The organism is Nocardia sp. PE-7, from assembly GCF_030486425.1.
GTDB classification, from domain to species: domain Bacteria; phylum Actinomycetota; class Actinomycetes; order Mycobacteriales; family Mycobacteriaceae; genus Nocardia; species Nocardia salmonicida_A.
The window spans coordinates 5904610-5918179 of sequence record NZ_CP129614.1 but is presented as its reverse complement, the minus strand read 5'-3'; the positions used below and the strand labels follow the sequence as shown (position 1 = coordinate 5918179).

Annotated in this window: 10 protein-coding genes; 3 read left to right on the top strand and 7 right to left on the bottom strand. The window is 64.9% G+C overall.

Going from position 1 to position 13570, the window contains the following annotated elements:
- Positions 1-52: 52 nt before the first annotated feature.
- From QX204_RS27855 to QX204_RS27835, 5 genes are all read right to left on the bottom strand, one after another.
- Positions 53-2257 carry a tyrosine-type recombinase/integrase gene (locus tag QX204_RS27855; RefSeq protein ID WP_301903483.1) on the bottom strand — a complete coding sequence of 735 codons (2205 nt, stop codon included), beginning with the start codon at positions 2255-2257 and terminating at the stop codon, positions 53-55.
- Positions 2258-2412: 155 nt separating this feature from the next.
- Positions 2413-3681 carry a tyrosine-type recombinase/integrase gene (locus QX204_RS27850; RefSeq protein ID WP_301903482.1) on the bottom strand — a complete coding sequence of 423 codons (1269 nt, stop codon included), beginning with the start codon at positions 3679-3681 and terminating at the stop codon, positions 2413-2415.
- Positions 3682-3890: 209 nt separating this feature from the next.
- Positions 3891-4325, bottom strand: coding sequence for a hypothetical protein (locus QX204_RS27845; RefSeq protein WP_301903481.1), 435 nt, complete (start codon positions 4323-4325; stop codon positions 3891-3893).
- A complete protein-coding gene (locus QX204_RS27840) occupies positions 4309-5061 on the bottom strand; it encodes a hypothetical protein (protein ID WP_301903480.1) in 753 nt (250 codons plus the stop codon). Before QX204_RS27840 ends, QX204_RS27845 begins: the two co-directional genes overlap by 17 nt.
- Before the next feature lie 53 nt (positions 5062-5114).
- Positions 5115-6227, bottom strand: coding sequence for a DUF4192 domain-containing protein (locus QX204_RS27835; protein ID WP_301903479.1), 1113 nt, complete (start codon positions 6225-6227; stop codon positions 5115-5117).
- Between the two features lie 251 nt (positions 6228-6478).
- On the opposite strand from QX204_RS27835, the gene QX204_RS27830 reads away from it, so the two are divergent.
- The gene (locus QX204_RS27830) at positions 6479-7000 is read left to right on the top strand and encodes a hypothetical protein (RefSeq protein WP_301903478.1); all 522 of its coding nucleotides are present in this window, start codon (positions 6479-6481) and stop codon (positions 6998-7000) included.
- Between the two features lie 373 nt (positions 7001-7373).
- On the opposite strand, the gene QX204_RS27825 is transcribed toward QX204_RS27830, so the two are convergent.
- The gene (locus QX204_RS27825; protein WP_301903476.1) at positions 7374-9107 is read right to left on the bottom strand and encodes a ParB/RepB/Spo0J family partition protein; all 1734 of its coding nucleotides are present in this window, start codon (positions 9105-9107) and stop codon (positions 7374-7376) included.
- A 79-nt stretch (positions 9108-9186) separates the two neighbouring features.
- Positions 9187-9471, bottom strand: coding sequence for a hypothetical protein (locus QX204_RS27820; RefSeq protein WP_301903475.1), 285 nt, complete (start codon positions 9469-9471; stop codon positions 9187-9189).
- A gap of 287 nt (positions 9472-9758) precedes the next feature.
- Here QX204_RS27820 and QX204_RS27815 point away from each other — a divergent pair, with 287 nt between their 5' ends.
- Positions 9759-11042: a tyrosine-type recombinase/integrase gene (locus QX204_RS27815; protein ID WP_218721763.1), complete on the top strand. Its 1284-nt coding sequence runs from the start codon at positions 9759-9761 to the stop codon at positions 11040-11042.
- 161 nt (positions 11043-11203) lie between these two features.
- The gene (locus tag QX204_RS27810) at positions 11204-13537 is read left to right on the top strand and encodes a tyrosine-type recombinase/integrase (RefSeq protein WP_301903474.1); all 2334 of its coding nucleotides are present in this window, start codon (positions 11204-11206) and stop codon (positions 13535-13537) included.
- Positions 13538-13570: the final 33 nt, after the last annotated feature.

Genomic DNA, 13570 nt, shown 5'->3' with positions numbered 1-13570 from the left:
TCTCCTGAGGGTGGATGTAAGTTGCAGGTCGGGCTTTGGCAAGTGGTCGGCTTCAGGGCTGGGTCGTTGGGATGACGAGAGCTGGGCTCGCGTGGGCGAGCAAGTCGAGAAGACTGTCGCGTTTGGCTTCGACGTGGGTCAGCGTGGTTTGAAGCTGGTCGATGTCGCCGAGCCATTGTTGAGTGCGTGCGGTTTCGATGCGATGAGAGATGTCGGCTTTGATCTCGTCCAGGCGTGGCAGTTGTGCGGGGTCGATCTGTTGGAACGGGCAACGCAGGCAGGCGTGCTCATGGACGCACGGTGTTCCGTAGGGGCGGACGCAGCTGCCCAGCTCGATACGTCGTTTGCCGAAATGTCCCGCGAAATCAGCGAGTTCGGCGGCCGTGGGGGCCCGGTACTCCTCGCCGGGGCGGTGGGCTCGTCGGTTCTGGATGAATTGTTGGTAGCGGGCGAACACCTCCTGCGGATAGATCGCGGTGTAGCCCATCGTGGTGTTGAGGTCCTGGTGGCCGAGCAGTTGTGCGGCGATGTGGACGGGCAGCCCGTTGTTGACTGCGTCGGTGGTAAACAGGCGTCGGAAGTCGTGCGGAGTGATGTTTGCCGAGAGCCCGGCGCGTTCGACGGCGCGTGTGAGGTATTCACGTAGCGTGCCCGAGTTGAATGTTCGGGGTCGTCCTGCCAGTCGATATTGGAGAAGGTAGGGCATCGGCTGACTCCAGCAGCGTTCGTGTTCGTCGTGGCGGCTGACCAACGCGATCGCGCCGTCATCGCCGCTGACGCGGGCGATGATCTTGGCCAGGACGGAGGCAAGCTCGGGTCCGGCCGGGATGACTCGTTCGGTGTCGGTTTTAGACGGTGCGATCTGCAGCAGCGGCACGATGGTGCCGTTGGGTTGGCGGTAGGGCTGGATCGAGTGGTGCGTCAGTTCGAGCAGCTCTTCGATGCGGATGCCGCTGTGGCGCAGCACCTCGACCATCGCCCATGACCAGAATGATTCGTGTTCAACGGTTTCGGGGTGAATGACCGAACCGCCCTCGGTCTGCAGTCGGGGACGAGCACTGGTGCCGGCTGCGGTGCTCGGTCGTCGATAGGTGGCGCCGTTGAACTCGAATTGCCCACCCGGCGCGGTCGCGCGGGCTCGGGCCAGCAACTGGGATGCGGTGTCGTGGTGGAGGCGGACGCTGCGAACCAGCGTGGGCAGCAGCGGGGCGAGTTCCCGAATGCGGGCATGGACCCGGGCCATTTCCGTGCGACGTTCCCGCGGAAGCACTCGTGCGTCTTGGCGAGTTACAGGCGAGGGTTCGGCCCACCGCGCCCACCGCTGCGGCTCGTCGTTCGCCCAGTGATTGATGTCGAGGTAGAAGCAACGCACTGCCAACAACACCTCGCCCGGTCTCCTGCGGGGAGTGCCGTTGGGCAGCGTCATCAACCTCTGCTTCCAAGCCTCGATCTGGGCTCGGCTCAGGCGATGGGTGTCGATGCCGGGATGGTGGGCTTCGATATCTCTCCAAAACAATCGGCAAAGCCGCTGCGCGAGTAGATAGAACGAGACGTAGTCCATGTCCGGCCGTCGCTCGCTGAGGTATTCGGCCAGCAACGTGCGCATCGAAGGGCTGGCGATCTCGTAGTGCGCGACGGTCTCGGCCGCTGTGAGCTGCTTGCCCGTGAGCAACGCCCGGAATTCAACGGGCCCGTCACTGAACAGCCCGACCGCTCGACCACAGTGGTAAGCCGTGGCACACGAGACTCCGCTGCTCTGGCCCCGTGCTTTGGTTGCCGCGGCGCGGTAGTCCAGCAGATCATCACAGGTCAGTTCGTGCAGCGGTTTGCCGGTGCGGATCGACATGCGGCAGAAGTCGATCAACGTGGCGCCGGTCTTGGTGGGGGTGCGGCCCAATGCCTTGGACGCGGCCGCGATTCGGGAGAACAGTGCGGTGTCGTGTTCTTCGCGCCATGTCGACCAGAGCCGTTTACTCGAAACAGCCAATAGGAACGGATAGCTCGGGCGAATGGCACCGCAACACACCATCGCGGTGAGGGCGAGGCCGTATCGGGCGCGCTGGTGATGATTCGAGGTGAGCACATCGAGCCAGCCGGCACCGTCAGCATCCGCGCCGGTCGCTACCCACCGGGCCTGGTAGGTGTCGCCGGAGAAATGGTCGAGCCAGTCGAACCAGGCGTTCAAGGCCGGTGTGTAGTGCGTGACCGGATCCAGGCGCGCCAAGCTCGGCGGCAGCCTGACGGCAAGGATCCCCATGACACGATCGAACATGCGGTTGCGGTGAGCCGCTGTGATCCGACGTTCGTAGAAGGGATGCGACGCGGGAACTCGTGCGGGTTGGCCATCTACTGCTCTTGCAGCGGGGACGAGGGCAGCTTCGGCTGCGCAGGTGTCGGTGGTGGTGGGGTCGGTCACATCAACCCTGGGAACAGCACTGCCATCGCGGCCGGATCGTAGGAAGGATCACGACTCGGCTCAGTCGGTGCGGGGCGGGTGTAGTGCTCGCGCATTTTACGAACCAGATCATCGATGCGTGCCCGCGCGTAGATCTGAGTGCTGGCCAGCGAGCGGTGTCGCATCAATCGCTGGACGTCGGTGATGAGCAGATTTGGGTCGTCCATCAGCCGCATCGCGTAGGTGTGACGGAGGTCGTGAAACGTCACGTTCGCGCCCAGTTGCTCGTTGGCGCGGTTGAGCACCTGACGCAACGCTGAATAGGTCAGTGGCCGTGTCGGGCGCCGATTCGTCCACCACAGCCCCGTCTGACCGGCGGGGCGTCGAAGCTCTGTCTCGGACAGGTAGGCAGCCAACCACAAGAAGGCATCTGGCGGTGCGGGGATCCATTCCAGCTCCCGGTGGCCTTTGCCTTCGAGTGCGATCAGCTGTCGGCCGATATCGAGATCTTCCAACCGCATTCGCAACAACTCACTCGCGCGCGGACCAGATCCCACCGCGATCGAGACGATGGCGCGATCTCGATTGCTCGGAAGCGCGGTGAAGAAGTCGTCGAACACCGAATCCGGCAACGCGCGCGGTGGCTTAGATCGGGCGCGCTGACGGTAAGGCGCCCGCCCACGGGATGGGGCTGGTTCGATCGGGCTGCGATGTGATCCATATCGATCGATGCTGCTCGCTCGCTGCTGCGGAACAGGATTGACTACCGGACCGAGCCCGGTCAGCAGGTGGTAGTCGTAGAACATCTTCACAGCCGACAGTGAGTGATTGATCGTCGTCGCCGAATAGCCTTCCGGCAGAGAACATTTCCCGGTCACTGGGTTCACCGAACCGGCTACGCTGCCGTCGTGGCGGCGCGGGCGCCGTTGTGGATTCTTCGCGACTCGCAGCCACAGGACGAAGTCGCGAACATCATGTCGTGCGGCCTGATTCCATGGCACCTGGACCGCTGCAAGGAATCGTAACCAGCGCAGCAAGCTCAGTAGGTAGGACCGGCAGGTAGCGGGCGAGTAGTCACACGCGCTGAGGTGCCGTACGAACTGGCGTGCGTGCTCATCCACTCGGCCGTCGACATCGACCAGGCAAGCGGGCTCGATTGGATCGTCGGTGGTGATCACTGTACCGATCTGTGGCACCACCAGCGAGCCGACATCACGGGTCTCGTCCCAAGTCCAGCGTTCAGCAGACATGACCGAAGAACCTGCCACATCGATCGGGTCGGCCAATAACCCGACCCCCCAACATGTTTCAGCAGGTCAGCCATAGTTGGTGCGGTCAACAGTACCTACCAAGGGCAGTGTCGGCTCGCTGGGCATAGTCGGACCTTTCTGATCGTGAGGACACATCGAGGACGTCAGGCAGTCGGCCAGGCGTCGGAGACCGACAGGTGATGAGTGAAGGCGGACCCACAGGTGGATACCGGCACAGGGCGTTGCTATTTGACGAGGTCGTTGTAGAGGTTGTTGATTGTGTCGGGGGCATGGGGCAGGTGCGCGCGGACACCGGCGGGTATCGGGGCCCTACGTTTGTTGCTCCCGGCGAAGTAGTGGGGTGCGAGCACGAGCTGGCTGCTCGGTCGGTGACACCAGACCGGGACGAGGCTGCCGGTGAACCTGCTGCTCGAGGCATCAGGTGGCCGCCGCATTTCCTCAGGGCTGGCCAACACCACCGACTGATCCCAATACGACAAGACCAACGCGACAGGCTCGTGGAAGGTGCGGGTCCACTGGTGGAAATCGATTTCGGGGAACGGGGTGACCACCGCGCCTTGCGGTGCGTCGCAGTCGTGAGTGAGCACGTGACCGACGATCACCAGGTCACGTTGAGTCCCGGTGATGCGGGTCGTGAAGTCCTCAGGGTTGTTCGGCATCGGGCTCCTGTGGGTGTACGGGCGCGATGGTCGGGCCGTGGTGGTCGGTCAGGTCGTAGGCGTCGGGCAGGTGTCGCAGGAGTTCACCGAGGGTGAGTGAGATCAGGTGGGGCTCGTGGCACACACGGTGACCAGCGACCGAGGTGGCACCGTCGAGTTCGATCGTTTGCGCTGCGAGCCAGTCGATGTCGCCGGTCTCGGTACGCGGCACACTGACCGGTAACCACGTCTCGACGTGGCTGGCGATGGACTGCCATGCGCGGTGGGTGAGGATCCGTGTGTACTTCGCGCAGGCGAAGGTGCCGCGGGGGCCTGCGACGTGCAGGCAGTAGTCGTACACGGCCAGGTTGGAGGGGCCGTCGATCCAACGAATCGACACCGACCTGTCGCCGATCGGCATGACGGTGAACGCGGCGTCGGGCCAGCGGCGATGCAGTGCCGCGGCGAGCAGTTGGGTGTTGGCGTCGGCGTCATCGGGTTGGACCGGCAGGATCCGATACCAGGTATAGAAACTCGGCCCCTGGACTCGGGCCCGCTCCCAGAATCGGCATATCCCCACAGTCGGATCGGTGTCGCTGTGATCGGTGAGGATCTGCTCCAGCGTCGCGTGGACCTCCTCGACCGACAAGCCGTCGGCGACGATGGTGCGCGCGGACTCGTCCAGGACGCGGAATCGGTCATTGATGTGTAGTCGTGGCATCAGCTGGTCCTGTTCGATACCGCCGGTGTCCGGCATCGGCTCGGATGTGGCGAAGGTTGTGACGAACGCGCGGATCTGAGAGCCGCCAATCAGGTGATGTCGAGGCAGAGGTCGGCCGCGACCACCACTCCGGCCTCGGCCAGGCTCCGGATCTCTTCGGGGGGCAGGTGCTCGTCGAGCGCGATCGCCAGCAGTTCCGCCATGGCGTGGGTCGGCTCAGCGTCGAGTGCGGTCGCGATCGCGATCCCAGCGAGCACGGTGTTCGCGCGGTGGTAGGCGCTGTAGGCGAACATGGTGGCGGCCTCGGCGCGGTCGAGACCGTCGGTCGCCGACGCGATCTGGCGCCACAGTGCCTCTGCCGCGCTGTGGTACTGGCTGCGGGCGAGGCCGTACATGATGTCGCGGATGGTCCGGTCGCGCAGCAGCGCGACAACCATGGCGAGATCCTGCGCGCTGGGCCGCTCTTCTTCCGCTGTGCTGATCTGAGACAGGACCCACAGAATGCGGTCACGTCGGAGCTCGCGCACGCGATCGGGGGTGCGCGCGGCGGCGAGGTCGTCGCGGTAGCGGGCAACGGCACCACCGCGATAGGGCAAAACCTGCTGGGCGAGGACCGGGTCTGAGTCGAGCAGGTCGGCGAGTTCGTGACGTGCGGCGTAGATCTGGTGGCCGCAGACGACCCGAGCGAACGCGACGGTGGAGGCGCGAGGATCACCCACGCTGCCATCGCGGCCGTGTCTCAACAGGTCCCGGTACTCGACACCCGTCGCGATCTGCGCGACCCACCAAGCGTGACTGGACTCGATCCCTGCTCGAGCGAGGTGGCCCAGCAGATGTTCTGCGTTGGTCGACCAGGTCGGGCGATCGTCGATGACGACGACCATCGTGGAACTAGTTTTCTGGCACTGACGTACCGATTCCAACATGCGCGCCAGACCACGGGCTTCGGCAGGGCCGGCGGCGGAGTCGATGTCGAACCGGGTCACGGCACCGATCACCTGGACGCCTTCGTTCTCAGGGTGGGAACCGAGCAACGCCACCACCAGTGACCGGGTGGGACAGAATCCGAGCATCGCCGGAATCGAGGAGATCAACTCCCCAGGATCGGCGACCCGGCCCAAAGCGATGTCGCCCTCCGCCGGATCGGGATCGCGGACGGGCTCATCGAACTCGGGGGCGTGGACTTCATCGTTGGCTTCCATGACAGGTCCCTTTCGGACTCGCGCACGATATTGCGGACGAATCCGCGTGAAGTTCTCGCCCGGCCTACGTGGTCAGCGCCGACAGGACTGACCTTGCTGTGAAACGGGCGTGTCTGCGCCGGGCTACGAAGCCACGCAGAGTTATTGGTCTGGACCGGCTAGAGCCGCGCCGACAGGGTGATCGCTCATCGGATCTACACATCCACCGCGCGATCGGCCCGAGGCACCGCCACAGTGGCGACAATGGCAGCATGCTGCCCGATGACGACTACGCGAGCTTGGTACCGAATCCGCCGACCAGTTTCGGGTTGACCGAGCTCCGAGATGCCTACGTCGATGCGGTCGCCGACGAAGAGAATCCGCGCCCGATGGCCGAGGAGCGTCGTGCCTACTTCGACGGTCTGAGTGGACTGTTCGACTTCGATCTGCCGACCTCGCGCAAGGCCGCCGGTTGGAATCGGGAACGGTATGTGCACGGCCTGGTCCTCAATGCCGCGAAGTCGTTGCTACGCACCGGGAGCCCGTGGGACGGCTACCTCGAAGCCGGGGCACTGCTCGAGGCGCTCGATGATCTCGGTATCGGTCAAGCACACCGGACGATGGCGGTGGAACTGCGCACGACGGTGGAAGCGTCGCGGTCCAAGCATCGGGCGCTGCTGGACCTGTTGCTGACCGGGTTGCTGGGCGAGCGCGCGCAGCTGGTGTTCACGCAGGCCCATCTCGACGCCGCCGGTATCGAGCGTGCGGTGCCTATCCGCTATCTGCCTGACTGACCACGATCGGATCGGATCGGGCATACCGGGTTTCAGAACGCCTCGGCCACCGATTGCCGGGTCGACGTGGCACGAAGCGGCTCCGCTTCGCTGGGGCCACGTCGACCGGCCATCACTCGATCGCTGCGCAGCCAACGACCGAGCAGCAGTGATTCGCAGTCGGTGTCACGTTGGATCGGCGCGGTCGGACACTCGTCGTCAGTGGTGCCTGCGGAATGAAAGTTGCTAAGCCTCAACATCTTCCGCTACCAGCTGACAAAGGAATTGGCGGCAGGCGCGGGCACAACAATGTCGCTACGGTCAATGATGCCCCGGTCCAATCCCCTCCGGACCGGGGCACAACACGCCCACCGTCTGCTGCAAGCCACCCAAATCAGGCGGCGAGGGCTTCGACCATTTCGTCCCCGACCGGCGCGGCGGCCGGGTTGTCGAGATCGATGTCGTTGTAGTCGATCTCGCCGGTGATAGCGCGTTCGACATCGACAAGCGCGAAGCCTTTCCTCGCGCCGAGGTCGGCGAGAAAGTTCAGATACCGGCCTGCCCCGGACGGGGGCCTGCGCCAGGAGTCCTTGTCGATCTGCGACTCGAGGGCACCGAGGACCAGTGCGAGCACGATTACCCACGCGCGCCCAGTCGCCGCTGCGGCGATCTTCTCGGTGAGTTCGCCGGTGCTGGTGACGCCCAACAGTTTGTGTGTCGTGGTGGAGGCGCCCCAGCTCGAGAGCAACCCGGGTTCCCGGTTCAGCGACGTAGCGACGAACATTGCGGTCCCGGGTGGGGCTGTCCGCGCGGTGAGCAGTTCGGTCAGGAACTCGATGCGGCGGATCTTGGCGGCCGAGCCCTGCTTGTTCAACTCGATCACCCGCCGGCGCGCCGCCCGCGCTGTCTCCCGGTCAGCCTGCTCGGTTTCGGTCGCGTCGACGGGATCGTCGGCACGGTCGACAACGGGCTCGGGGACAGGGACCTGGAGTCCGCTGGCAGGCAGGTGTTCGGCGAGCAGGTAGTAGGCGGGAACCCATCGCTGTCGGGTCACCAGCCCGTGAGCGCTGCGCAACCCCTCGCCCGGTTCTATACCGGGTTCGGTGGCGTCCCAGTCGACGGTGTCGGGATCGACGAGCTCCCCGGTGTCCTCGGCAATGAGATCAGCGTCGCTGTCGTCGACAACAACATAGACCGCCCACCGATAGGCATCGGCGTAGATCTCGGTCTCGGTCACCGTCTCACCCTCACCGGTGACAAGGTCGGTGGCAGGGATCAGGTTGGTGGGTTCGGTGGCGAGGTCGGGGTCCTCGGTCAGGACGCCGAACCCGATCTCGGCGTAGGGAAGTGCCGCGGCCAGCCGGGCATGGGTCATGGCTCGATCTTGCTCGATCAAGGTGGCGCGATATCTGAAGTTGATGCGGGGGAAACTGAGCTGGGCCACGGCGTCGGTGTCGCCGAGCGCCTCGTAGTGCGCGATCGTCTCGAGCTGAGCCAGCGAGTACTGGGAATCGTCGAGCAGCCCGCGTGCGGTGGCGGATCGACCGATCACCCCTGCGGTGCGGATCTTGGCGTGCTCGGTCTGCAATCCCTCGGCGATGCGGGTCACGCTGGCACCGAGGTCGAGCATCAACGCGACGCCGCCGGCGCGGTCGGCATCGGTGATCGGGATGCGCCGGTCGTTGAGATTGAGCTGACGCAGCGCCCGGGTGATCCGGCGTTCATTGATCTCGATGCTGGTGTCGACGTCGGTGATCCACACCGGCACCGTGCCCACACCTTCTGTGATGGCGATCAGGGTGCGGACCTGACCGTCGAGGACATGCAAGCTGCCGTCGGTCTCGCGTTCGACGAGTACCGGTGCCTGCACCCCGAACGCCTGGATCGAGGCGGCCTGCTTCGGGTGTTCGGCGGGGTCGAACTCCTGGCGGATGTTCTCCCCGATCACCAGCTCACGAGGATCACGGAAACCGGCCTCGGCATTGAGCGGCGGCACCACCTCCAGCGCGGCGTTCGGCGAAGTAGTGGCGTCGGCGTCGGGGTTGTCCTCAGCGTCGCGTGGGTTGGGTTCGATCTGCTCGGTCTCGGTGAGCTCGTGGGTGCCGGGTTCGGCCAGGGTGGCGGGCATAGGAATTCCTTTCCGGAATACGAAACCAGCACGCCCACGGAGCGGGTGGGCGCACTGGTCAGGTGGGTGTGGGACAGAGTCAGGCGGTGCGGCGACGGGTGGCACGAGCGACGTTGACCGGCCGTAGACGCAGAACACCGTCGTTGTCGGCGGTGTAGGTCCAGTGCCGTCCCCTCCACCGGGGATAGTCCGCGCGCCATCCAGCGATCGCCGTCTCGTCGGTCAGCGCGCTGATCGGGCCAGCGGTACCCAAATGCTCGCGTTTGACGAACTCCGCGCGCTCGATCGAGTCGACGACACCCGGCACACAGGTGGTGGTTGCTGGGTCGGTCGGGGATGCGATTTCGGTGGTGGCTGTGGACATGACGGACCTCCTGAGCCTTGAGGAAATTTTGGTTTCGAACCGGTGGGGTTGTCCTGCGGCGTCGCGACATCCGAGTGCGATAAACGGGGCTTATGCTGAATGTTTGCTGACGGTGTTAATGGGACTGATCAGGTGATGGCGAGGGCTGGATGACCCGATTGCCGCACTACGCCGCGATGCTGGCCACGGCGGGCCAATTGCCCGCCGACGATGACCGCTGGCGTGTTAACTGAACTAGCGTCGTAGTTATTGCAGGTCAACGCCGTTCGCTGATAGCTTCTGCCGCCATGCGCGATGACGAGCGGCCCAGAGACCTCGACGTGTTGGTGCTGCCTATGGTCGGCCGGTTGGAGCGGACGGATTCGGCGTGGGAGCCGTATCGCCTATTGGGTGCGGATGGTGAAGTGGTGTCTTCTGCCACACGATTCTTCGCGGAGTTGCAGGCATCGGATCGCTCGGTGTCGACAATCCGCTCCTATGGGCTGGATCTGTTGCGATGGTGGCGTTTCCTGACTGTGCTGGGGGTGGAATGGGACCGCGCGATGCCAGCGGATGGCCGCGATTTTGCGCGGTGGATGAAGATCGCCGACAAGCCCGTACGTCCACATTGGCGGCATCGCGGTGACGAAGCGGGGGCGGCCGGTCGGGGTGAGAAGGGCACGGAGACAACAGAGTTAGCGGTCCTGAATCCGGTCACCGGTAAACCTGGCCAGGGTGTGAAATTCTCGGCGGCCACGCGTGCTCACGCGGAGACGGTGTTGCGTTCGTTCTACGAGTTTCAGTTGGGCATCGGGTGCGGGCCGCTGGTCAATCCATTCCCGCTGGATCGGGTGCGCCGTGCTGGGCGCGTGCACGCGCACCACGATCCGTCCGATAGGTTCGGGAACGAACGCGTGGGCCGTTACCGTCCCACGGTGCCCAAGCGGATTCCGCGGAGGATTCCGGACGAGCAATTCAACGGCGTGTTCGCGGGGTTGCGGTCGACCCGGGATCGTGCGTTGTTGGCGTTCTGGGTGTCTACGGGTGTGCGTGCAGAGGAACTGTTGTCGTCCGGGCAAGACAGCCCGGATGTTGGTCAGCAGGTGATCGCGGTGACGCGCAAAGGTTCTGGTGCGGTCCAGCGAGTTCCGGCCTCGCCGGATGCGTTCGTGTGGTTGCGGATCTATCAGGAAGAGCTGTGGCGTCGCGGCGCGCCGCGGGGGCGGGGGTTTCCGCTGTGGTTCACATTGCGGCAACCGTGGCGGCGGCTGTCGTACCCGGCGGCGCGAGCAATGTTCACGCGGGCACAGGCGTTGCTCGGGTCGAATTGGACCCTGCACGATCTGCGTCACACAGCGGCGTACCGGATGGCCAGCGACCCGGAGCTGCCGTTGTTCGACGTGCAGGCGATCCTCGGCCACGTCTCCTTGACCACGACCCAGCTGTACCTCACGCCGAGCGAGGATGAGGTGATCGAGCACGCCCTGGCCCACTACGCCCGCCGCGCCAACACGCGTGCGGCAGCAGTGCCCGCGACTCCGGCGCCCGGCTACAACCCTGCCGCGCTCGATGTGCTGTTCGGGCGGCCGTGATGACTACCGTCAGGGGTCGCGGGGTCTCGAAGCTGCCCGCCAGCGCCGACCCGCACAGAGCCGTGGCGCCTCGCCATACCGGGCCGGTCGCTGAGCGCCTACTCACACGCTTCCCAGCCCGTCGAACCGCACCGCCGCGAAATACACACAGTGCAGGACAGGTGCTGGCGACGCTGAGCGGTCCGAGCTTTCTGCTGGCCGGCCAGGAATCGACGCAAGCGCTCGGTGTGCAGGGCGCGAGATGGCTGTTGGACTGGCTGGTCACGTTTTCGGGGACCACGTGGCAGCAGCGCTGGGATGCTAGCGGCGCGGCGCGCTGGGGATCGGAGTGGAGCACCCCGGTCCGGCGTTGGCTGCTCGCGCGGGGCATTGAGTGCGAACCAGTGATGATGTTGGATTGCGGGTTGGCGGGATTGTTCAGTGCCGACGTGGTGCGCCCGGGTTTGGAGTTCTTGTTGTCCCAGCGCCGTACGGCGTTTTGGCGGGAGTGGGCGGGCCCGTGTCGTGACCGTCGCGGGTTCGCGCGGTTGCAGGCAGGTACCGATGCGGCGATGTGGGATTCGATGCAGGGCCGCACTGCACGTTGGTATATCACCGCGCTGATACTGGTCAAAGGCGGTGGTATCTCGAAGATCACGGTCGGCGATTGCGTCCAGCTACGTATCGCCGAAAGGATCGTGTGCACACCAGGCAACAGCCGCCATGGCTTCTACATGGTGCTACGTGACATCGGTTGCTTTCCTGCCGATTCGCCACCGAGCCTGCATTGGGTAACTCGCCGCAAGGGCCAAGTCAGTGTGGAGGACATGGTCGACCGTTACCGCGTCGCCAACCCGGCTGTACGGGCGGTGTTCATCGACTATCTCTCCGAACGCCAACCCGCACTAGACTATTCGACGATCGAAGATCTCGCGCGCACGCTGGTGGGGCACTTCTGGGCGGACCTCGAAAAACATCATCCCGGCATCGACTCGTTCCGCCTCGACCGCGAGATGGCGACGGCATGGAAACGGCGTCTCCAGACCAGGCCCGTGCGCCGTCGACAACCCGATGGCTCGTTCGCCGAAATCCAGGTCCCTCGGGTCCAGTACATCAACCTGCTCACCGCGGTGCGCGCGTTCTATCTCGACCTGGCGTCGTGGTCGGCCGCGGATCCCGCGCGGTGGGCGTACTGGGTGGCTCCGTGTCCGATCACCCCGGCTGAAACCAGTAGCAAAAAGCTGGAACGCCGCCGAAAAGCGCGTATGGATCAACGCACACGCGAACGGCTTCCGATGCTGCCGACCCTGGTCCGTATCGCCGAGCAGCGTGCCTCCGACGCGAAGACTTTCGTCGCGGCGGCCTTGGCGGCGGCGCCGGGCGGCCGGTTCAGTGCAGGCGGACAGGTGTATGTCCGGTCCAAGCCGTGGACGCGTGCAGGGGCCAACGACATCCCAATCGTCTACGACGAAGCCGGTCGCAGAATCAAGCTCCGCGAGTTGGAGAACCGAGCGTTCTGGGCGTGGGCCAGTGTGGAAGTTTTGCGTCACACCGGTGTCCGGATAGAAGAACTGCTCGAGATCAGCCACCACAGCATCACGCAGTACACGCTGCCTAGTACCGGTGAGATCATCCCGTTGTTGCAGATCGCGCCATCGAAATCCGACGAGGAACGGGTTTTGGTCGTCGGCCCGGAACTGGCCGATGTGCTTTCGGCGATCGTGTGCAGAGTGCGAGGAACGGATGGACGGGTGCCGCTGGTGCCGTTCTACGACATCGCCGAGCGCGTCTGGAGCGAGCCCGCGCCACTGTTGTTCCAGTGGAACAACGGAGCGCAAGTCCGTCCCGTATCGGCCGGGATGATCCGCACGGCGCTGACCGAGCTACTGGAAGCGACCGGTGTCAAAGACGCTGCGGGGGCGCCGTTGTACTTCCAACCGCACGACCTGCGCCGGATCTTCACGACCGAAGCGATCATGAACGGAATGCCCCCGCACATCGCGCAACTGCTGTTGGGGCACAAGGACATCAACACCACCATGGGCTACAAGGCGATCTATCCGCAGGAAGCGATCGAAGGACATCGTGGCTTCATCGCCCGTCGCCGCGCGCTGCGCCCCGGTGAGGAGTACCGCACTCCGACCGATGCCGAGTGGGACGAATTTCTCGGCCACTTCGAGCGCCGCAAACTCGCCTTGGGCGATTGCGGGCGCGCTTACGGCACAAGTTGCCAGCACGAGCACAGCTGTGTCCGGTGCCCGGTACTGCGGGTCGACCCCGCCCAGCGCCACCGGCTCGCCGAAATCCGCGACAACCTCACCGTTCGTATCGCCGAAGCGCAGCAGGCGGGTTGGGTCGGCGAAGCCGATGGGTTGGCTGTGAGTTTGGCCGCCGCCGAGGACAAGCTCTCCCAGATCGACGCGCGCATCGCGCGCGCCGGTACCGTGTGTCTGAGCCTGCCGAGCTTCCCCGACATCGCCGCTCGGTCAGCCGTGATACCCGTCCGCCCGGATTGAACGGCCGGCCAGCCACCGCCCGGTTTGTGGTAG